Here is a 19,659-nt window from a genome sequence, read left to right on the forward strand (position 1 = left end):
CGTGCCCGTCGACGCGGTCGGCTTGTTTCGTTCGGCGCGGCAGAGTAGACATCTGCGCAATGGCACGGGGAAATGCGAGTTTTGCAGCAAACGTCCGTCGCTGGATGACACCCGGCGCGGGGATCGCCGTCGCGAAGATCGTCGCCGGCGCGTACGCGGCGGGGGCCTTCGCATTCTTCGCCACGAGGCCGGCCGACGTCCTCGATCGCGCGGTCGTCTCGAACGCCCTGAACGATGCCGAGCAGCGCAGTCTGTCGCTGACGCTCGCGATAGCGCTTGCGACTGCGGTCGCCTACATTCTCTTGTTCGCGTTTCGAGGGCGCAAGGCCGAGGATCCGACGCGCGCGCTGGTGGATGCGTCACACGAGCCGTTCTTGCTTTCGCCGCTCGCCGTCTGGCCGCTCTACGAAGCGCACGTCGATCTCCCGGTACGACTGATTTGCATCGTGGTGATCGGCGGCCTCACCGTGTGGTCCGTGTACTCGTTTGCGACCCAATCGCCGCGTGGCAAGGCGCTCGATGCTCTCGACGGCCCATGGATCAGGCGTGCAGGTCCGTGGATCGCGCTGGCGATGGGGCTGGGTCACGCGCTGTTGATGATGCCCTTGTCCCTGGCCAGTATCGACACACTCTTCGCAGGCTGGGACATCGCTATTTTCACCCAGATGCACTGGAACATCATCACTTCGGGTGTTCCGGCGACGTCGATGTACAGCAACGACGTCATCAATCACTATGGCGCTCATTTTTCGCCGATCGATCACCTGACGGCGCTCGCGTACTTCTTTCACCAGACGCCGAAGACGCTCCTCGTCATCCAATCCCTCGCGCTCGGCCTCGCGCCTTTGCCGACTTACCTGCTTGCAGAGCGGCTCACGAAGAAGCCGGGCGTCTCGCTACTGCTCGCCGCGGGCTTCGTGCTCAACCCGGCGACCTACGGCATCTTCCTGCACGAGTACCACGAGATCTGCTTGTTCGTGCCGATGATGCTCGGCCTGATTTGGGCCATCGAGGTCGGACGCATGCGTCTCGCGTGGGTCCTCGCCGTGCTGATCCTGTCGATTCGTGAGGATACTCCCGCGTATGTCGCGGTCTTCGGCGCTTACCTGTGGCTGCTTGGCAATCGACGAGCGTTCGCGACGAAGCTCATGGTCGTTGCAGCGATCTATCTCGCGGCCGTCCACGTCGTCTTCATGCCAGCCCTCCGCGGCACGGCGCCTTATGTCTTCGACGATCGGTACCTCGGGCTTCTTCGCGCAGGGACCACGGGCAAGGGGGCGATGATCGGCACGATCGTGACGAACCCGGCCTACACGCTTCGCTACATCGTCGCGTCGCTCGAGAAATGGGAATACGTCGTCGAGATCCTCATCCCCGTCGCCTTCATGCCCATCTTCGGGCGGCGAGCGCTGTTGCTGCTGGTGCCGGGCTTCCTCTTCAGCATGCTGTCGTCGTTCACGGCCCAGTACGACATTCATTTTCATTACGCTGCGCCGGTCCTGCCTTTTCTTTACGTCGTCACCCTTGCCGGTCTCGTTCGATTCGACGACCGGATGCAGCTCGCGCTCGTTGTGGGCGCATTCGTCTCCACGTGTCTTCTCGGCGGGAAGGTCGGGGTGAATCCCGTCCTGAACCCGCGCACTGCACAAGCGACGCTCGACGCGCGTATCGGCAGGTACGGCGATGACGCGCGGGCGATCCGCGCGGCGGTCGCTCAGGTTCCCCCCGACGCATGCGTTCGCGCAACCGGCCACCTCCTCACTCCGATCGCGCACCGGAAGGGCGCGTTCATCGTGCCGTGGGGCAAGTTCTGCGATTGGGCGCTCATCGACATCGACGCGTCGAATCTGCCCTCGTCCTGCCAGAGCGAGCGTGCCTACCTGCTCGAGCACCTCCGATCGAACGAGTTCGGGGTGGTCTACGGCGATCGAAATGTCGTGCTCATCGGCCGAGGCAAGCCGACGACTCGCAATGCCGAGTACGTTGCACGCCTCGAGGCGACGCTGGACGCGCCCTGCACTCGATGAAGGCCACGGCGAATCTCCTCCGCCTCGAGGCGCTCGCTCCCAAATCGCGCGGCGCATTTCGGAACGCCTGAGGCCGCTTGGCTACGCGCACTTCCGTGCGAATTCGTTCACACGCGATCCACCGGGGCGCGACGGCTTGTTGGACGCCACCGCGGCGCAACGGTGTCGATGACGCTCGACAACGATGGCGCAGGGGGCGGAACGCAGGCGACACGACGGGGGGAGCTGGCTACCGCATCAGAGAACCGCAAATGCGAATCGAGAAGTTCGACCGGTCGTCGAACAATGGAAGATGAACGCCAGGCTCGAGGTCGTCTCGGACACGAGCGTCCTCGCGATCGCCTTCAGGGGATGTCGACGGCGTAGATGCCGGGGTTGCTGCCCGCACGTGTGTAGATGAAGCGCTTGCCGGAGAAGCCCCACGCGTTCGGGATGACTTCTTTGGCGATGGGCAGTGACAGCGTCGTGTTCACGTTGACGTGCGCTACGGAGACGAGGACGTTGCCGTCCGTATCGAGAGCCGCGTCGCCGGCGGCGATGATGGAGTTGGTGCCCGGAATGGGGACGCCGCCGGGGGACCCCTTGGCGAGGATGATCTCCGTGCCACCGGTCATCGGAAGCGCCTTGAGCACGCCGCTCAAGAGCCCGTTGGCGTCTTCGACGACATCCGAGACGTAAAAGACGTGGGTTCCGTTGCCGTCGAGCCCGCTGAGCGTGACCGACGCGGTCGACACGAGGTCCTGCGTGCTCTGGTTTTCGCTCGACGTAGTGATGGTGCGAAGGTCGACGAGGCCGTTGTTCCCTGCCGGATCGAGCGAACGGAAGATGAGCCGGTCGCCCGTCGGTGTGCGCGTGAGGAAGGACTTCACGATCGTCGTCGTGAGCGTCTTGGCTGGGCCGGTGCCGTTGCCTCGTTTCACCGCCGTGCCCGTGGCGTAGATGGCCGTACCGTCGTCGAGCAGGTAGCCATCGACCACGCCGGTCTCGAGGGCGGTGACGGCACCCGTGGCCGGCGCCGTGGCCACGTCGAGGATGCGCCCTTGGCCGGCTCCTGCGCCGATCACGAACACCTTGGTGCCCGTCGTGTTCGCGTACCAGAGCGGCTTCGTCGCGGAGAGCGCGATGGTGTTGTTGGCGTTGTTCGCGGCGTCGAGCCGTCTCACCGCTCCTGCGCCGTCGACCGAGACGATGCGTGCCGCCGTGGAGTTCGGTGAGCCGACGGTTTGCACCGAACAGAACGCCGCGAAGAGGGTGGTGCCGACGAAGCCCACGTCTGGGAAGCACTCGCTCGTGGGGAAGTCGAGCGAGTAGTTGCCCTGGAGCACGGCGGTCGCCGAAGGAGCGTCCGAGCCCGTCACCGCCACGTTCGTCGTCTTCGCGCTTCCGGCGACCGAGAACGCTACGCGGCTGCCGTCCTCCGAGGCCCAGAAGAAGCCGTCGATCGAGCCGCTCGCCACCGCGGTCTTCGCGCCGTTCGCCTTCGTCCAGAAGTTCACGGTGCCGATGCCGCTCGCGTTGATTGCGGTGTACCACCACACGGCCCCGCCACTGATTCCGTAGTCCTCCTCGCCGGTGAGGTCCATGGCGATTACCGTGGGCGAGCCGCCGCCGACGGGCACGGCCTCGAGCGAGAGCGATTGTGCGCCGGAGAAGAGGTAGACGGCCATTGGCGTGCTGCCGGTGGTCACCCCGAGCAGCTGAGTCGTCCCGTTCCTGAGCGTGACGGATCCGAGGCCGTTCGTGCCCGGATCGTCGTCGCCGCTCGTTGGACCCTTCCCGCCGTCCTTGCCCGTGCTGCCGCCCGCACCGTCGCTTGGCGTCCTTTCGGTGCCGGGATCCTCGCCGTTCGCGTTGGCCTTGGCGCCAACCACTGCATTCGAATCGGAGCTACATGCCGAGATCGCACACAGGAAACCAAATGCCGAAATGGACGAAATCAGCACTGCGAGACGCATTCGGGACCTCTCCTCGTCGACCTGAAGACAGCCGTCGCGCACGCGCGGTTGGGCTGCGAGGCGCGTCACGTAGCACCGTTTTCGGACTGACGCCGCTTCGATACCGTCTCGTCATCGCGTCGACGCACGCGGCGACGGACCGAACGCACGAACGTTCCTATTTCTCTTTCTTTCGCGTAGGCGCCGTTCGCGTGCGGCCGTCCGTGGCGGCATAGTCGGCGAGCTGCTCGGCGAGGAATTCGTAGAGCAGGCGGACGCGGCGGCTCGTCTTGAGGTCTTCGTGCATGACGAGCCAGGCCTCGAAGCCGACGTCGAACTCGCGTGGCAGCACGCGAACCAGCGCATCACGTCGAGCGGGGGCATGAAGGCAGACCCCGATGCCGAAGCCGTTCCGGACGGCCGCGTATTGCCCGAGATAGCTGTCGCAACGAAGCGCGTAGTCGTCGCGCGACGTGGGTAGCGCATAGCGCTCGCCGCGGCGTAGAAACACCTCGCTGTCGAATCCGACGAGCGCGTGCGTCTGGAGGTCCTCGAGGCGCCGCGGCTTCGTGCGGCCTTCGAGATAGCTCGGATGGGCGTAGAGCCCGATGCCGATCGCGCCGACCCGCCTGGCGAGGAGCGACGCCTGCGTCGGGCGGAAGAGGCGGACGGCGATGTCGGCCTCGCGCCGCAAGAGATCCTCCGCTCGAGTCGAGAGGACGACCTCGATGGCGATGCGTGGATGGGCCTTGCGGAAGTCGGCGAGCATCGGAATCACCACCTCGATGCCGACGAGCTCGCTCGCCGTCAGCCGAATCGAGCCGACTTCGTCCTCCATCTGGCCCGAAGCCGTGCGTACGAACGCCTCGGCGGCGGACGCCATGTTCTCGGCGTGAGGAACGAGGTCGAGCGCGGTGCCCGTGGGCGTGAGTCCGCTCGGCGAACGCGTGAACAGGGCGATACCGAGCTCGCGTTCGAGGGCATCGACGTGGCGTCCGACGGTGGGCTGCGTCAGGGAGAGCTCACGTGCGGCGGCCGAGAGAGTCCCATGTCGAACCACGGCGAGGAACGAGCGGTAGAGCTCCCATGCCGGCGTTCGCGTGACGGCGCGCTCGGAGCGTTCGAGGGGCATACATCCATGCATAGCCGATCTGCCTAACTACGCAATTTCGATTCGTCTGCGCATACACCACGATGAGTCTCATGAAAGCCATCGTGTTCGACCGAATCGGAGATCCCAGAGACGTGCTTCGACTCGCCGAGGTTCCCAAACCCGTGCGCAGCCCCGGCCACATCCTCGTGAAGACGTCTTGGGCGTCGATCAATCCCGGTGATGGTCTCTTCGTGCAGAACCTCTATCCCGAGCCCAAGAAGCCCAAGTTCCCCGCGCAGATCGCCGGAAACCACGGCGCGGGCGTCGTCGTCGAAGCCGCCGAAGGCGGAACCTTGCTCCCCGGAACGCGCGTCGCTTTCAGCTACGTGGACGTCTGGGCGGAGTACATCTCGATGCCCGAAGCTTGGGCCATTCCCGTCCCGGACGACTATCCGCTCGAGAAATCGGCGCAGATGGTGAACCTCGTCACGGCTCGTGATCTTCTCGACATGAGCGGCGCGGCGCCAGGCGAGTGGATTGCCGTCACCGCCGGCAATTCGACCGTATCCACCATGCTCGCGCAGATGGCGAGGGCGAAGGACATCCACGTGCTGTCGATCGTGCGGCGACGTTTGGCGCTCCCGAGTGGAGAGTCGGCGGCCCTCGGAGCCTCCGCCGTCGTCGAGCTCTCTTCTCTCGACGTCCCGCTCGGCGAGCGCATCGCGGAGATCACGAAGGGCAAGGGCCTGCGCGCGGCCATCGACGGCGTCGGAGGCCCGATGGCCGGCGACCTGATCCGATCGCTCTCCTTCGGCGGGAAGTTCATCGTCTATGGCGGATTTAGTCAGGAGCGTTTTTCGCTCCACAACTTCGACATCTTGATGAACGGCGTGCGGATCGAGCCGTACCTCTATCGCTACTTCTTCGAGCCTCCGAAGGCCGAAGACCGCGCCTGGCTCGAGGACATCGTCCGCACCACGAAGCCCGAGGCGTTCCGTGTACGCAGCGCCGGGGCTCATGCCGCCGACGACTTCGCGTCAGCGGTTCGTGAGAGTTTCGAGCGCCCCGAAGCCGGCAAGCGCTTCGTTGCATTCGGCGAATAGCGACGGTCCGACGACTCAGCCGGCGTACTGCGGAATGTGGCCGATCGGCGCGCGAGGCTCCTCGTCCGTTCGAACTTTCTCCGCGCGAGGGGTGAGCACGGCCAAGACGAGAGCGACGAGGAACAAGACGGGAACGTCTCCGATCAAATGGCCGTGCTGTCCTGGGCTCGTCAGCGCCTGCACGGCCATGATTCCGCCATGCACGATGCTCGACCACACGGTGAACCAGATGAGGCTGAGGTTCTGGAGTGGATTCTTCGCGGCGCGAATCAGGAACACACCGAGTGTCGCGTAAATCCCCACGATCATCAGTGGGTAATCGGAATGGCCGGTGTGCCATGCCCAGCCCGAGGGCCACAGGAACATCAGCGGATAGAGGCCGAAGATGCTGATGAGGCCGACCACGACGAGAGCAACGCGGAGGTACCTCAGGCGGCGGTCGTACGTCATGCACGGTTCCCACGCACGCGGCGCGCCGTGCTCAGCAGGGCACGGCTTGCGTCGCGATGCGGATGACCTCGGCGTAACGCTTCGCGACAGGCTCGAGGTCGATGCTGTCGAGGAACGACGTGAATGCGAAATACGGCAGCAGCGTGCTCCAGTCGCGGAGCCAGCGCGGCCGGTAGCGCGGTCGATCGAGAATGCCCATGGCGCGCAGCTGCACGAGCGCGGTGATGTCCGGAAGGGCGAAGCGGCCCGCAACGAGCATCTCGCACTCGTCGCTGAAACCGCCGCGCACGAAGGCCGCGAGAAACGCGTGAACGTGCAGGAGGCCGGCGATGTAGCAGGCGTCTTTGGTGAACACTCCGCCCCCCGACGGCGGCCCGCCGCGGAAGATGCGTGCCGCGTCGAGGTAAGCGTCGCGCGGTTCGGAGCCGAGCTCCAGTAGGTGGCGATAGACGTCGAGGAAGCTCGCGCCGTCTTCGGCCATGCAAACGAGCTTCACGCGTTGGGCCAGGCGAAGGAGGCGAGGGATGGCCATCGCCCGGTGATAGAGCTCGGCGAACACCGCGAGTCCCTCTTGCGTGGGCGTCGAACGCGGGCCGCCCGATCGAAGGAGCGGCGCATACTTCTGGGCTGCGCCGTTGAGCGCGGTGAACGCGTGCGTCTCCACTTCGTGACGGTAGAGGCCTTCGGCTTCCCACTCGGTGAACGTGGCGCCCGCACGAACGCGCACGCGCCGCATGCCGGCGATCGCCTTCGACGTGCACTTCGGATCGACCTCCACCGTGATGGGGAGTTTCCGCTTCTGGATGCGCGCCTCGAGGAATGCCTTCAAGTCCAAGGCCGACATCTCGCGTTCGGCGCGTCTCGCCGAGTCCCATCCGTGGATCTGCAGACGCGCGAGCAGATGGTCGGCGAGATCGACGTTTCGAGTCGGCAGGTCGAAGAACGCCGTTCGAGCGCCACCGTAAACCTCGAGCGATACCTCGCCGAACTTGCGCGTGCCGACGGTGAGGAGCAGCCGGTTGCGATCGATGTTCGAGGTCACCGTCGAGCGAAGCCAATTCGAGACGGCGCCGTCTCCGTCAATCTCCCGACGCACCTCGCGAAGGCGCTCGATCTCGCGCTCGAGAGCTTCCTTGTCGACCTTGTAGGTGACGACGGGCAGCTTCGTCGCCTTGGCCGCGAAGAACGCCTCCTCGACTTCGCGCGGCCACGCCACGTCTTCGAGGAGATTGGCTTTGGTCTTGATCGTCGCGAGCGCATCCGACACTCGCTCGACGCTCGCCCGGACGGTGCCCGCTTCCTTCGGCGTCACGCCCCCAAGCTAGCACGGCTCCTCGGTCATGCGACGAGGCCGCGCGGCCAGAAGCGGACGCGCTCCGACAGCGCGCGCATGGTCGTTTCGACGGGACGCGTCGTGTCGACCGCGATGTGCTCGCGCTCGTTGAATTCCCCGGGCTCGACGGATTCCGCGCGCGCGATGAAATCGTCGAAGATCGCAAGCCGGCCGTCCGAGACGCCGCGCTCGAGGGCGCGCCGTTCGAGGCGCTGCCGACAAACCCCAGCCGGTGCGCGGCACTCGACGAAGAAGAGCGGAACGTGGAGCGACTCGGCAAGCGTTCGGAGCACGGCTCGCTGCTCGCGCGTGCGGAACGAAGCATCGAGCACCACCGACCGACCGGAGCGAACCACCACCCCTGCGCAGCGCGCGAGCTCTGCGTAGACCTCCGCCGTGACGCGGGGATCGTACGGACCTTCGAACGCTGGCACGTCGAGGCGATCGGTCGAAGCCACACCCATCATGGCCTTGCGCGTGCGATCCGCATCGACCACGGGCGCGCCGAGGCGTTCGGCGAGGGCATCGGCGATCGTGCTCTTGCCCGAGGCGATGACGCCCCCGACGGCGACGACGACGGGCGGCAAGAGTGCAGGTCGCGCGCCGGCCAGGGCCAGGAGGAAGTGGCGCCTTGCGGCTTGCTCGGCGTCCTCCACCACCCTGGGATCGGTCGAAGCCTGAGCGCGGAGCATGGCCACCTTGCCTCGCACGTACGCGCGGTAGCTCTCGTAGAAGTCCACGAGCGCGTACAGGTCATAGTCGTTCGAGGCACGCGCGTAGTGTGCGAGGAGCGCTTCGGCGAGATCGACGCGCCCGTGAGCGATGAGGTCCATCGAGAGAAACGCGATGTCGGAGCAGACGTCGCCGGCGCGAAGGCGCTCGGAGAATTCGATGCAGTCGAGGATGGTGATGCCCTGACCCGGGATCGCCGGGCTCGTGCTCACGAAAGGGTCGAAGTAGACGTGGTCGAGCCGGAGATCGCCGTGCCCATCCCGCACGAATCCTCCGCGCTGGCGAGCTTCGAAACGTGGCGCGTTGCGCGCCAGGAACGACAGCTGCCAGCGCTCGATCTCACGCGCCTCGTCGCCGAGGACGAACCGCCGAATCGCGGGCGCGGTCGAGGTGAAGTTCTCGCGCACGTTCTGCGTTACCGCGCAAATGGAGCCGGCTTCGGCAATCGCCTCGCTCGTCGTGCACCGAGCGTGGAAGTCGGCGATGTGCTGCGCGAGCCGAGCGATGTGCACGCTCGAGAGCTGTCCGCGCGCGAGCAGCGAGTCGGCGCGGCATTCATCGGGCAGCCGGAGCATGTGGACGGCCCAGTCGACCACCTCACCGTCTGGGTAGAGGTGGTGGTGGCCGTCCGAACTCCGATGGACCGGGACGACGCCGAGGTAGACCGAGGCGGCGAGTCGCTCGTTGAGGACCACCTCCGCTTCGCAAGCGCGCCGTCGCTTCTCCAGTGTCGAGAAGTCCAGGAAGCCGAGGTCGATGGGCTTTTTCACCTTGTAGACGTCGCCCTCGGTCAGGAACGCCCACGAAATGTGCGTCTCCCGAACTTCCACCGCGCCCGGACGAGGCAGCGGATAGGCCTCGGGGCGTGCCAGATCGCGCTCCAGTTTGCGACTGTCGGGGGTGTCACCGTTCGGGGCCATGCGCAACGTCAAGCAGAGGTCGTGCCGTTCGAAGCCGCACGCCGACCTCCGGCACGCGGCTCGCTTCGTCAGTGCCTGCCGAACATGCTGCGCGGTGTCTCCAGAGAATCGATCCGCGACAATGTGGACCGCGCGCGCGGCAGCGTGCACGTGCGCCCCGCGTGGCTGGCGGTCTCGGTTCGGAGGACGACGGAGGGGAGGGGAGCCCGACCATGAGTACCTGCCTCGAGGTCTACCGCTACATGACGCCGTGTCCTCAGACCATCCAGCGCGAAGCGTCGCTCGCGTCGGCGCGGGCGTTGATGGCCCGCTATGCCGTCAGGCACTTGCCCGTGCTCGACGGGTCCGATCTCGTCGGGATCTTGAGCGAGCGCGACCTCGCCGTCGCCGAACGCCTCGGCGATCCGCTCGAAATCGTGGTCGCGGACGCGATGTCGCCCGAACCCTGCATCGCGTTCCCCATGACGCCCCTTGCGGAGGTGGCCGAGCAGATGATCCGTCACAAATACGGAGCGGTGCTCATCGTCGATCGCGGCAGCGTCATCGGGGTGTTCACGGCCGTCGATGCACTACGTGCGGTGGTCGAGCTCGACGCGACCATCCAAAAGAACAACGCTGAACTCGGGAGCGGGAGGCGCCTCGCATGACCACGCAAACCCATGCGCGAACCACGCGCGTCACGAAGCATTCGAAGCTCACCATGAACGACGTGATGACGGCGCAGCCGGTCACCGTTGGACGCGATCAGCCGCTTGCCGTCGCGCATGCCATGATGCGCGAGCATGGCTGTCGTCACCTGCCGGTGCTCGAGCACGGCGACCTCGTGGGGGTGGTCAGCCAGCGTGACCTCTACTTCCTCGAGACCATCGCCGGCGTCGACATGGATACCGATCGCGTCGACGACGCGATGAGCTCGGACGCGTACGCCGTGACGCCGGACGCGCCAGTGCAAGAGGTGGCCGCAGAGATGGCGGCGCATAAGTACGGCTGCGCCGTGGTCATGGAGCGAGGTCGCGTGGCCGGCATCTTCACGGCCACCGATGCCCTGCGCGTGCTCGCGGGCTTCGTTCCCTGACAGGGCTCTATCGCTTCGCGCGGACGATGCGGGCGAACGCATCGCCGGCGGCGCGCGCCAGCTCTTCGATGCGCCGGGTGGCGAGCATCGTGTCGCCGAGCTCGTCGGCCACGATCATCATGACCGGCTTGCCGGATACGCGAATCGGAATGACCGCCACGTCGCGCGAAGCCCGATGCATGACATGGAGCATCGGAGCGTGGGCTTCGTCGTAGGGGATCGGGCCGAGGAACACGTCGTCGCGCGCCGCGGTGTCGAACGCTGTCGTGCCGTCGAGCGGCACAGCAACGTTCGGCAGGGCGCCCATGTCCCCGAACTCCGGCGTGCACGACCAGCCGACGGCCGCTCCACGCTTCACGGCGAAGAGCGCAATGCGTAGCGCCACGGCGCGCGCGCCGACGAGCACGAGGTCGAGGATTTCGTCCCGCGTCGAAGCGTTTCGAATCGCCGCAAGGACGGTTCCACCGTCGGGAATCGGCCGCGGCGGCTCGGGATTCGTGTAGGCGGAGAACGCGCCGGTGCCGGGCACGGCGGGCGGGCGCGGGATGAAGGTATCCGCCGTCGGGTAGGCGCTCGCCGGCGCGGGGTAGCGCGAGGGCGCCGGTGCGCGTTCGCTGCGTCCACGGCCGCCGTCGCGCTCGTTCTGGACTTCGACGACCGCTCGTAGTGAGCCCGGATCGACCGGATACCCTTCACCCAGGGCCGATTCGGTGGGGCTTCGCAGAGGAGGTGGCCGCTGCGTGCCGCCGCTGACGGCCGTGAACGTGCGGCGCATGAGCGGAATGGGGATCTCGGAACCGAGGCGGCTGGTCGGGGCTTCGGATTGCGCCCGGACCGTTGCATTGTGCACGGGAGTGCCCCACGGCGGCGTGTCGTGACCCGCACGACGAACCGGGGCGCTCAAGCGCGTCGGCGCGGGAACGACATGGGCCTGACGTTCGACCGCCGGGACTCGGCTCGGACGGGGGACTCTCTCTCCGTACGGATTGTCGGCTCGCCCGCGCGGATACGCCGACGGGGGCGGCGTCGCCATGCGGGGGCGAGAATCGTAGAGGTGCTCGTCGTCGCGCTCGAGCGGCGGAGCCGCGACCGTGTGCTCTCGGGATCGCGTTCGGATCCGGCGGAGAGCATCCTCGATCGCCCCGAGCGGCGCCCGGACGAGCCTGACCGGTGCTCTCAGGTGGAACGAAATCTCCCGGCCCGGATGGGGATCGCTCGCGTCGGCCACGACGACGTCGACGGTGCCCGTGATGGCATCGCGCCGGACGGGGATGGCGAGGAGCCGTTCCGGCAGGCCCGGAGGCAGACGCTCGAGGAGCTCGAGGACGGGCAGGACCTGCTTCAGTGCGGGCGCCTGGGCCCGCGCCAAGTAGCGGGTGAGCGTCTCTTCGGTCGCAGCGCCCGCATGGAGCAGCGCGTGCAAAAATGGAACGCCCTCCGTCACCGACGCAAACAGCGCTTCGGCAACGACGTTCGGCGGAGCCGCCTCCTCGAGGAGGAGGGTCTTCGTCAGATCGTCGGGCAAGGGGGTCCGATAGTACCGAAGGAGGCCCTTTTCGTGGTCACTTCCTGTCGAACTGGAAGACGACTTCGCTCTTGCGGACGAGGCCCAGCTGTTCGCGGGCGATGCGCTCGACGGCCGTGGGGTTCTCGCGAAGCTCTTTCACTTCGCTCCTGAGTTTGCCCACATCGCGCCGCAATTCGGCGTTCTCGGCCTCGACGCCGCGGAGCTCGCCTTCCAGCGCCCGCATCCTCGGCAATCCCTGCGGCTCGAGGAGCAGCACCGGCACAGCGACGAGCGAAATCGTCAGGACGGCGAGGGGCAGGCCGCGGAGCCACGTCTCGGAAATCATCGATTCGACGCCCAAGGTAGTCAGCTCTCGGTCCGATGGACCAATTCGCGGCGAAAATTGCGTCCCGGGGCAGTAAGCTGGGGGCCTCATGCCCCCCGTTCCGGCCTGGGAGGCCGTCATTGGCCTCGAGGTTCACGCCCAGCTCCTGACGCGGAGCAAGCTCTTCTGCGGCTGCCCGACGACGTTCGGCGCCCCCCCGAATACCCATGTCTGCCCGACCTGCCTCGGGCTGCCCGGCGCACTCCCCGCCCTGAACGCCGAGGCGGTGGCCATGGCGGTGAAGGCTGCGCTCGCGCTTGGGTGCACCCTCCAGCCGACGAGTCGCTTCGCGCGGAAGAACTACTTCTACCCGGACCTGCCGAAGGGCTACCAGATCAGCCAGTACGACGAGCCCTTCAGCCAAGGTGGTCAGGTCACCATCGAGATGAAGGAGGGCGATACCGTCCGGACCAAGGTGGCGCGCCTCACGCGCATCCACATGGAGGAAGACGCCGGCAAGAACCTCCACGACCTCGGCGGAGGCTCGGTCGTCGATTTGAACCGCGCGGGGGTGCCGCTCGTGGAGATCGTCGGCGAACCCGATCTTCGGAGTCCGGCCGAAGCCGCCGAGTACCTGCGCGTGCTTCGTGAGGAGCTCGTCTTCCTCGGCATCAACGACGGCAACCTCGAAGAGGGCTCGTTCCGCTGCGATGCCAACGTGTCGATCCGCCCCGTGGGGGAGACGACGTACGGCACGCGCGTCGAGCTGAAGAACATCAACTCCTTCCGCTTCGTCGAGAAGGCCATCGCCGTCGAGATCGAGCGCCAGAAAGACGTCCTCGAAACGGGCGGTCGCGTCGTGCAGGAGACGCGCGGCTGGGACGAGAAGAACGGCACGACCTACTCGCTCCGCAGCAAGGAGACGGCGCAGGACTATCGCTACTTCCCCGAGCCTGACCTTTTGCCGCTCGTCCTCGACGAGGCGTACATCGCGCGCGTCCGTTCGGATCTCACGGAGTCGCCCAAGCAAAAGCGCGAACGCTTCCTGAGCGAGCTCGGCATCACGCCGTACGCCGCACAGGTTCTCACGCAGCACCCGCGCATCGCGTCCTTCTTCGAAGAGGCGGCCAAGATCGCCGGCGACGCGCCGAAGGTGGCGAATTTCGTTCAGAGCGAAGTGCTGCGCGACGTTACCACCCATGGCCTCGAGGCCTCGATCCCCGTGACCGCCAAGCAGGTCGCGGGCGTGATGACGCTCGTGGCGAGCGGAAAAATCAGCGGCAAGCAGGCCAAGGAGCTCTACGCGAAGCTCCGCGGTACCGACAAGGATCCCGAAGCCATGATCGCCGAGCTCGGCATGACGCAGGTCACCGATCCCAAAGCGATCGAAGAGGCTTGCGCGAAGGTCATCGCCGACAATCCGAAGCAGGTCGCCGGCATCAAGGAAGGCAAGACCGCCCTCTTCGGCTACCTCGTGGGGCAGACCATGAAGGCCACGAAGGGAAGCGCGAACCCCGAGCTCGTGAACACGACGCTGAAGCGCTTGCTCGGGCTCGAGTAGGAGGCGTCGATGCCCGTGTCGACCCCGGCGCTGCCTACCGCTTCGCGCCCGCCGCTCGGCCGCGTGCTCATCGTCGACGACAACGCGGAGCTCGTCGACACGCTGCGCGCAGTCATCGCGTCGGGCGTCTCCGGCCTCGCGATCGAGACCGCGGCCAACGGCAAGGCGGCTCTCGCCATGGCGCGCAAAGGTTTCGACGTCGCGATCGTCGACGTGAAGCTCCCCGACATCAGCGGTGTCGACCTGATTGCGCCCCTGCGCGAGGCCTCGCCGTTCTCGGAGGTCTTGCTTTTGACGGGATTCGCGAGCGTCGATGCCGCGATCGGCGCCCTCCGTTCCGGCGCGTTCGCCTTCGTCCTCAAGTCGTTCCGTCCCGAAGAGCTCATCTCGATCGTCGAGCAAGCGCTTGGCAAGGTGCAGCTCAAACGCGAACGCGAGGAGCTCGAACGGCGCTATCGCGATCTCGTCGAAGTGACGGACGTGCTCTTCACCGCTGTCGACGAGAACGACAACGTCGCGCTGATGAACCGCAAGGCCGCGAGCATCGTCGACGTCGCGCCCGACGCGGCGATCGGCCAGCCGCTCCTCGAGTCGTGGATCCCGAGCGATGACCGCGCCGCGATGCGTAGCGCACTCGTCCAGACGCGCGACGCTCTTCAAACCCGCGCCGTCGAGGTGGAGACGGGCTTTGCCGATCTCTCCGGCGTCACGCCGTCACGCCGCCGCGTTCGCTGGCATCTCTCGCGTTCGCCCGGCGATCGCGCGCTCGTCTACGGCATCGGCATCGACATCACCGAGCGGCGTGCCCTCGAACGTCGCGCCGCCGACGCCGAAGCGCTCTCCGCGATGGGCGAGCTCGCGATGAACCTCGCCCACGAGATCCGCAACCCGCTCAACGCCGCCGTCCTGCAGCTTCATCTGCTGAAGCGAAACCTCGATCGCATCGAGGCCGAAGCGCCGGTGCGGGCCACCTTGCAGGACCGCGTGCGCATCGTCGGCGACGAGATTGGCCGCCTGAATCGATTGCTGACCGAGTTTCTCGAGCTCGCCAGGCCTCGCGGCATCGGTCGCGAACCGGTGCACGTCCCGAGCCTCGTCGACGAAGTGCTCGACCTCGAGGAGGAGAGCGCAAAGGGCAGGGGCGTGCAGTTCGTACGCGACCTGTGTGAAGAGGGCGGTGTCGCCCTCGGCGATCGCGAGAAGCTGAAGCAGGTCACGATCAACATCGTCGTCAACGCGATCGAGGCCATGAAACAGGGGGGAACGCTCACCGTGCGCGTCCGCCCCGAAGGCGAGCGCGTCGTCATGACGCTCGAAGACACGGGGCCCGGCATCGACCCGGACGTCCTGTCGAACGTGTTCGATCCCTTCTTCACGACCAAGGAAGCCGGCACCGGTCTCGGTCTCTCCATCGTTCGCAAGATCGTCGACCAACACGGCGGTGAAGTGCACATCGAGAGCGAGCGCGGCAAAGGCGCCAAGGTGACCGTGTCGATCCCGATGGGCCGATGATCTTCGCCGCAGTCGCCGTCGTCGTTCTGCTCGTGTGGTTCGTGATCGGTCGTGCGGGGCGAAAGTCGCCTCCGCGCGGGCCATTCGATGAGGCTCTCGAACGAACGGCCGCGCGGTTCGCTCGCGTGTCGAAGAGCCGCTCGCAGATGCACTTCACGCGCGAGAAGCTGCGGCGCGATCCGGCGACACGAGCCGTTGCCGAGCTCGGCTCGCTCGGGGAGACCATCGATCTCGGGTGTGGGCGCGGCCAGCTCGCCATCCTGCTTCTCGAAGTCGGCGCGGCGACGAAGGTGCGTGGCTACGACTGGGACGAGCCCAAGGTTGCACTCGCCAACCGTGCTGCAGAAGGCCTCGATGCTCGCTTCCTCGGTCAGGACGCGTCCAAGGTGGACGTGACGCCGGCCGACACCGTGCTGCTGATCGACGTCCTCCACTACCTCGACGTGGCCGGCCAAGACGCGCTTCTGGCGCGCGCCGCGAGCTGGGTGAAGCCCGGCGGTCGGCTCGTCGTTCGCGAGGCGAGCGCGGGGTATGGGATTCGTTCAGTCCTCACGCGCACCGTCGAGCGCATCTCGCAGGGGATTCGTTTCAACCTCGGCGCGACGATCGCGATTCGCGACGTGCAGCGCGAGTACGTTCCGCTGCTCGAACGTGCCGGCATGAAATGCCGAGTGACGCCGTGCTGGGAGGGAACCCCCTTCGGCAACGTGCTGCTCGTCGCCGAACGGCGTTCGGAAGCGGAAGAGGCGGAATCTTCCGCTCCACGTGTCCGCGCGAGCGCCTGACGGCGCGTCGTTCGCCGTTTTGTTTGCACTGCTTCGCCGGATCGGCATGGTGGGCTCATGCGTGAGCTCGTGAGGGGCGCGATTCTTTGCGCAGTCGTGTTCGGGTCGACCGTTTCGTTGGCCGAGGCTCCCAAGGGCGCAGCGCCGCGTCCGGCCTCGTCGAGTGCGAAGGCCAGCAAGGCGCCGAAGGGGGGATCCACTGCACCGGCGCCGTCGGGGCTCGTCGTCATCGAGACGATCCTCAAGCCGAAGGCCGACTACCAAGCCGAGACCTACTCCGGCGTTCCTCTCGACGACGCGTACGCGAAAGAGCGCGGTCTGAACCAGGGCCTCGTGATGATGGTCTTCGAGAAACAACGGAAGCCTGCCTTCCGGCTCTCGCACGAGCGCATTTCGAAGATCGTGCACCTCGTCGGCGAGGGCCTTCGCGCGCCGGTGGCGCTGACGCGAACGACGGCGGCCTCACCTCTGACCCCCGTGCTCCTCCCGCCGCCAGGCGCTGCAAAGGATCTGCCGGGCGCGCCGGCGGGCTTTTCGGACCGCGTCGACGTGGTCGAGTCGAGCGAGGGCACGTTCGTGATCGAGACGGTCACGGCGAACGCCGGCATCTTCACGACGAGCAACATCTACGCATTTCCACGCACGATGGGCCCAGGCCAGCGCAGCGCGGCGCTCGAACGCCTCGCGCCGGCGACGCGCACGCGCGTCCTGAACGCCCTGACGCTTGCCGCGACCGCGAAGCCCTGAGGTCACGATCCGCGCAGGCAACACTGCGCGACCGCGAATGCCACAAAAACGAATCAGCCCGCGCCTGATGCAGGTCGCGGGCTGGCGTTCGTTTCTCTGTAACGCTGCTCAGCGGCCGGGCGGCTTGAGCGGGAGAACCGACGAGGAGAGCGGCGGGGGCGGAATCTTTCCGCTCGCGCGTGCCTCGGGGACGCCGTCGCCGGCTTCGATCGACATCATCGCCATGACGACGCGCTCCATGCCGAGTTCGAGGGCGCCTTCCTTCTGGAACAGACCGACCATGCGGACGAAACGCAGGGCCTGCGTCTTGCCAAGCTCGGTGGCCTCGCGCTCGAGGAACGCCTCGAAGGTGCCGAAGCCCTTGGCCTCGTAGAGCTTCTTGGCCTGAATTTCCTTCAGAATGAGGCCCACGTCGAAGAACCCCTTCGAGAGGTTCTTGCGGAAGCCTTTGATCTGCTGGAGCGCGTTGTGGAGCTCCGCAATTCGGGCCTTGATGTCTTCGGCGGCGACCGGCGTACGGATCGTCGCGCGTGCGCTTCCCGGCAAGGGCGGCTCAGCCGCTCGGGCACGGGCCTCGGCGGCGTGCTTCGCCGCGTGACGAGCAGCCCAGGGAGCGGCACCACGAAGACCGAGCTTTCGCTTCGGCTCCCCGGCCTTCTCCTTCGCTGCGCCCCCGGCCTTCGCTCCGTTCTTCCCGGGCTTGGCGCTGTCTTTCCCCTTCGCAGCAGCTTTCTTGGTCGCCATCTCCGTCGCCATCGTAAGAAGGTTTCGAAGTTTGGCGCATACCACTCGCGCGCGGCCGAAGTCCACAAACAAGTGCAGGGCTAGCGAGAATAACGATTGAGAATTCGGGGCTGTATCATCCGTCGCCACGACCATGGCCATCAGGACCATCCCCGCCGACGCCGACCTCCAGTCCTTCCTTTCCGCGTACGGCCGCGGTTCGCCCTCGAACGTGCGCGGTCTCGAGGCCGGCACCGTCAACACCAGCTATGCCGTAAACCTTGGTGATGACCGCTATTTTCTGAGGATCTACGAGGAGCAGGGACACGACGGCGCCGAGCGCGAGGCGGCCCTCCTGTTTCACCTCGCCAGCAACGGCGTCCCGACCCCGGCTCCGATCGCGACGCCCGACGGCACGCTCGTGCGGACCCTCGCGGGAAAACCTGCGGCGCTCTTCCCATGGGTCGATGGTGACATGCTCTGCCAGCGAGCCGTCACCCCCGAAGCGGCACGTATCACGGGCGCTTCGCTCGCGATGGTTCATCGCGTCGGCCCGCCGCCTTCTGCCGCACCGAACGAAGGACGCTTTGGACCGAAAGATCTCGTGGTGCGGTGCTCGCGCATCGCGTCGTCGTCCGATCCCGAAGCGCGCGTGCTCGGCGACTCGCTGAGCGAAGCAGTCTCATCCGTAGCGAAGCGGCGCGATCCATTGCTTCCCTCCGGACTCGTCCACGGTGATCTCTTTCGCGACAACGTCCTCTGGCAACAGAGTAGGATTGCGGCGCTTCTCGATTTCGAGAGCGCGCATCACGGGCCCTTTGCTTACGACCTCGCAGTGACGATCCTTTCCTGGTCCTTCGCCGACGCACTCGTCCCCGACATCGCTCGCGCGATCGTCGAGGGGTACCGCGAGGAGCGTGAGATCACTCCGCCGGAGCGCGATGCGCTCTACGACGAGGCCATTCTCGCGACCCTCCGGTTCACCATCACCCGCATCACCGACGACGCCATTCGCGTCGGCAAGCGCTGGCAGCGCTTCGTCGAACGACGCGAGGCCATCGAGCGGCTCGGTCGAAGCGGTTTTCGCGAGGTCCTGGGATTGTGAAGTCTGCCCTCTCGGCGCTCGCGCTGTCGCTCGTGCTGCTCGCCCCTGGTGCTGCAGCTGCGGACGATCGTGCGCCCGCGCCGGCTGCACCCGCCGCACCGTCCGGGCCCATCAAGCCCGCCACGCCCGCGCCCGCCACGCTGGACGAGTTTTCTCCGTACCCGCCCCGTACGCCGCGCATCCTCGCACAGCCGGACACGGGTTACTCGTCCGCCGATCCCCGGCCTTACCCGTCGCTGCCCTGGCTTGCGGCGCAGCTCCTTCCGAGCCCCGAAGTCGCGTTCGGCACGATTCGCTCGGTCGACGTCTACGGCCACACCTCGAAAGACCTGCAGGCGTCGTTCGGCCTGCGCTGGCAACTCACGCCGCTCCTGTGGTCGTGGGGCCAGCATCGCTCGCTCAATCGCTGGCACTTCCTCGTCATCGACCCGCTCGCACGCAACAGCGGTTCGATCTCCGCGGACCTGAACCTCGAGTACATGTGGGGCCAGGTCAATCGCATGCTCGTGCGGCCGGGCGTCCACGCGACGTTCCCGATCTTGCAGCGCGGCGAATACCTATCGACGTCGATCGGCACCTCGTTCTACGCGTACGACGACATTCTCCGCGTCGCTTACGACGTCGGCGCCTACTGCCTGTTCGGTCTCTTCGGCGTGCAGTTCACGTACGCGCCCGTCCACGAGCCACTCAAGACCATGCTCACTTTCCGCATCCGGTACTTCTGACG

At 66.5% G+C, this 19,659-nt stretch carries 18 protein-coding genes; 10 read left to right on the plus strand and 8 right to left on the minus strand.

The annotated features are described in order from the left end of the window. Positions 1 to 59 precede the first annotated feature (59 nt). Positions 60 to 2,027: a DUF2079 domain-containing protein gene (locus AKJ09_RS35065; protein ID WP_169928122.1), complete on the plus strand. Its 1,968-nt coding sequence runs from the start codon at positions 60 to 62 to the stop codon at positions 2,025 to 2,027. 344 nt (positions 2,028 to 2,371) lie between these two features. Here AKJ09_RS35065 and AKJ09_RS35070 read toward each other — a convergent pair whose 3' ends face one another. Together AKJ09_RS35070 and AKJ09_RS35075 are read right to left on the minus strand one after the other, a co-directional pair. After that, entirely contained in the window at positions 2,372 to 3,982 is a 1,611-nt protein-coding gene (locus tag AKJ09_RS35070) for a hypothetical protein (protein ID WP_146652204.1), read from the minus strand. A 157-nt stretch (positions 3,983 to 4,139) separates the two neighbouring features. Beyond that, positions 4,140 to 5,093, minus strand: coding sequence for a LysR family transcriptional regulator (locus AKJ09_RS35075; RefSeq protein WP_146652205.1), 954 nt, complete (start codon positions 5,091 to 5,093; stop codon positions 4,140 to 4,142). Positions 5,094 to 5,155: 62 nt separating this feature from the next. Here AKJ09_RS35075 and AKJ09_RS35080 point away from each other — a divergent pair, with 62 nt between their 5' ends. After that, positions 5,156 to 6,157, plus strand: a complete 1,002-nt coding sequence (locus AKJ09_RS35080) for a zinc-binding dehydrogenase (protein ID WP_146652206.1) — start codon at positions 5,156 to 5,158, stop codon at positions 6,155 to 6,157. Between the two features lie 15 nt (positions 6,158 to 6,172). Here AKJ09_RS35080 and AKJ09_RS35085 read toward each other — a convergent pair whose 3' ends face one another. Genes AKJ09_RS35085 through AKJ09_RS35095 form a run of 3 tightly spaced genes read right to left on the minus strand, consistent with a single transcriptional unit; the run spans position 6,173 to position 9,592 of the window. Next, positions 6,173 to 6,607: a DUF6632 domain-containing protein gene (locus tag AKJ09_RS35085; protein ID WP_146652207.1), complete on the minus strand. Its 435-nt coding sequence runs from the start codon at positions 6,605 to 6,607 to the stop codon at positions 6,173 to 6,175. A gap of 31 nt (positions 6,608 to 6,638) precedes the next feature. Next, complete coding sequence (locus AKJ09_RS35090; RefSeq protein ID WP_146652208.1) at positions 6,639 to 7,919, minus strand: peptidase MATCAP family protein; 1,281 nt, start codon at positions 7,917 to 7,919, stop codon at positions 6,639 to 6,641. Between the two features lie 26 nt (positions 7,920 to 7,945). Continuing rightward, complete coding sequence (locus AKJ09_RS35095; RefSeq protein WP_146652209.1) at positions 7,946 to 9,592, minus strand: bifunctional aminoglycoside phosphotransferase/ATP-binding protein; 1,647 nt, start codon at positions 9,590 to 9,592, stop codon at positions 7,946 to 7,948. Positions 9,593 to 9,804: 212 nt separating this feature from the next. Here AKJ09_RS35095 and AKJ09_RS35100 point away from each other — a divergent pair, with 212 nt between their 5' ends. Then, positions 9,805 to 10,239 (plus strand): CBS domain-containing protein, encoded by a 435-nt coding sequence (locus tag AKJ09_RS35100; RefSeq protein ID WP_146652210.1) that lies wholly within the window; start codon positions 9,805 to 9,807, stop codon positions 10,237 to 10,239. After that, a complete protein-coding gene (locus AKJ09_RS35105) occupies positions 10,236 to 10,667 on the plus strand; it encodes a CBS domain-containing protein (protein WP_240488690.1) in 432 nt (143 codons plus the stop codon). The genes AKJ09_RS35100 and AKJ09_RS35105 overlap by 4 nt, the downstream gene beginning before the upstream one ends. 7 nt (positions 10,668 to 10,674) lie before the next feature. On the opposite strand, the gene AKJ09_RS35110 is transcribed toward AKJ09_RS35105, so the two are convergent. Both AKJ09_RS35110 and AKJ09_RS35115 read right to left on the minus strand, forming a co-directional pair. Next, on the minus strand, positions 10,675 to 12,192 hold the full coding sequence (locus AKJ09_RS35110; RefSeq protein ID WP_146652211.1) for a GspE/PulE/PilB domain-containing protein: 1,518 nt from the start codon (positions 12,190 to 12,192) through the stop codon (positions 10,675 to 10,677). A gap of 37 nt (positions 12,193 to 12,229) precedes the next feature. After that, complete coding sequence (locus tag AKJ09_RS35115) at positions 12,230 to 12,520, minus strand: FtsB family cell division protein (protein WP_146652212.1); 291 nt, start codon at positions 12,518 to 12,520, stop codon at positions 12,230 to 12,232. Between the two features lie 88 nt (positions 12,521 to 12,608). Between AKJ09_RS35115 and gatB the strand changes: the two genes are divergently transcribed. Genes gatB through AKJ09_RS35135 form a run of 4 tightly spaced genes read left to right on the plus strand, consistent with a single transcriptional unit; the run spans position 12,609 to position 17,104 of the window. Next, positions 12,609 to 14,060 carry an Asp-tRNA(Asn)/Glu-tRNA(Gln) amidotransferase subunit GatB gene (gatB, locus tag AKJ09_RS35120; protein ID WP_146652213.1) on the plus strand — a complete coding sequence of 484 codons (1,452 nt, stop codon included), beginning with the start codon at positions 12,609 to 12,611 and terminating at the stop codon, positions 14,058 to 14,060. 9 nt (positions 14,061 to 14,069) lie between these two features. Next, positions 14,070 to 15,572 carry a hybrid sensor histidine kinase/response regulator gene (locus AKJ09_RS35125; protein WP_146652214.1) on the plus strand — a complete coding sequence of 501 codons (1,503 nt, stop codon included), beginning with the start codon at positions 14,070 to 14,072 and terminating at the stop codon, positions 15,570 to 15,572. Then, positions 15,569 to 16,357 carry a class I SAM-dependent methyltransferase gene (locus AKJ09_RS35130; RefSeq protein ID WP_146652215.1) on the plus strand — a complete coding sequence of 263 codons (789 nt, stop codon included), beginning with the start codon at positions 15,569 to 15,571 and terminating at the stop codon, positions 16,355 to 16,357. Before AKJ09_RS35125 ends, AKJ09_RS35130 begins: the two co-directional genes overlap by 4 nt. A gap of 57 nt (positions 16,358 to 16,414) precedes the next feature. Continuing rightward, complete coding sequence (locus tag AKJ09_RS35135; RefSeq protein WP_146652216.1) at positions 16,415 to 17,104, plus strand: hypothetical protein; 690 nt, start codon at positions 16,415 to 16,417, stop codon at positions 17,102 to 17,104. A gap of 108 nt (positions 17,105 to 17,212) precedes the next feature. On the opposite strand, the gene AKJ09_RS35140 is transcribed toward AKJ09_RS35135, so the two are convergent. Next, positions 17,213 to 17,848, minus strand: coding sequence for a hypothetical protein (locus AKJ09_RS35140; RefSeq protein ID WP_146652217.1), 636 nt, complete (start codon positions 17,846 to 17,848; stop codon positions 17,213 to 17,215). 133 nt (positions 17,849 to 17,981) lie between these two features. Here AKJ09_RS35140 and AKJ09_RS35145 point away from each other — a divergent pair, with 133 nt between their 5' ends. Next, positions 17,982 to 18,932 (plus strand): homoserine kinase, encoded by a 951-nt coding sequence (locus AKJ09_RS35145; protein ID WP_146652218.1) that lies wholly within the window; start codon positions 17,982 to 17,984, stop codon positions 18,930 to 18,932. After that, on the plus strand, positions 18,929 to 19,657 hold the full coding sequence (locus AKJ09_RS35150; RefSeq protein WP_146652219.1) for a hypothetical protein: 729 nt from the start codon (positions 18,929 to 18,931) through the stop codon (positions 19,655 to 19,657). The genes AKJ09_RS35145 and AKJ09_RS35150 overlap by 4 nt, the downstream gene beginning before the upstream one ends. Positions 19,658 to 19,659: the final 2 nt, after the last annotated feature.

Origin of the sequence: Labilithrix luteola (genome assembly GCF_001263205.1) — a bacterium.
Lineage (GTDB): Bacteria > Myxococcota_A > Polyangia > Polyangiales > Polyangiaceae > Labilithrix > Labilithrix luteola.

Excerpts from the sequence above, each read along its gene's own strand:
- AKJ09_RS35125 (WP_146652214.1), top strand. The coding sequence starts at position 14,070 with ATGCCCGTGTCGACCCCGGCGCTGCCTACCGCTTCGCGCCCGCCGCTC.
- AKJ09_RS35115 (WP_146652212.1), bottom strand. The coding sequence starts at position 12,520 with ATGATTTCCGAGACGTGGCTCCGCGGCCTGCCCCTCGCCGTCCTGACG.
- AKJ09_RS35085 (WP_146652207.1), bottom strand. The coding sequence starts at position 6,607 with ATGACGTACGACCGCCGCCTGAGGTACCTCCGCGTTGCTCTCGTCGTG.
- AKJ09_RS35105 (WP_240488690.1), top strand. The coding sequence starts at position 10,236 with ATGACCACGCAAACCCATGCGCGAACCACGCGCGTCACGAAGCATTCG.
- gatB (WP_146652213.1), top strand. The coding sequence starts at position 12,609 with ATGCCCCCCGTTCCGGCCTGGGAGGCCGTCATTGGCCTCGAGGTTCAC.
- AKJ09_RS35070 (WP_146652204.1), bottom strand. The coding sequence starts at position 3,982 with ATGCGTCTCGCAGTGCTGATTTCGTCCATTTCGGCATTTGGTTTCCTG.
- AKJ09_RS35095 (WP_146652209.1), bottom strand. The coding sequence starts at position 9,592 with ATGGCCCCGAACGGTGACACCCCCGACAGTCGCAAACTGGAGCGCGAT.
- AKJ09_RS35140 (WP_146652217.1), bottom strand. The coding sequence starts at position 17,848 with ATGGCGACCAAGAAAGCTGCTGCGAAGGGGAAAGACAGCGCCAAGCCC.
- AKJ09_RS35100 (WP_146652210.1), top strand. The coding sequence starts at position 9,805 with ATGAGTACCTGCCTCGAGGTCTACCGCTACATGACGCCGTGTCCTCAG.
- AKJ09_RS35075 (WP_146652205.1), bottom strand. The coding sequence starts at position 5,093 with ATGCCCCTCGAACGCTCCGAGCGCGCCGTCACGCGAACGCCGGCATGG.
- AKJ09_RS35145 (WP_146652218.1), top strand. The coding sequence starts at position 17,982 with ATGGCCATCAGGACCATCCCCGCCGACGCCGACCTCCAGTCCTTCCTT.
- AKJ09_RS35065 (WP_169928122.1), top strand. The coding sequence starts at position 60 with ATGGCACGGGGAAATGCGAGTTTTGCAGCAAACGTCCGTCGCTGGATG.
- AKJ09_RS35080 (WP_146652206.1), top strand. The coding sequence starts at position 5,156 with ATGAGTCTCATGAAAGCCATCGTGTTCGACCGAATCGGAGATCCCAGA.
- AKJ09_RS35130 (WP_146652215.1), top strand. The coding sequence starts at position 15,569 with ATGATCTTCGCCGCAGTCGCCGTCGTCGTTCTGCTCGTGTGGTTCGTG.
- AKJ09_RS35135 (WP_146652216.1), top strand. The coding sequence starts at position 16,415 with ATGCGTGAGCTCGTGAGGGGCGCGATTCTTTGCGCAGTCGTGTTCGGG.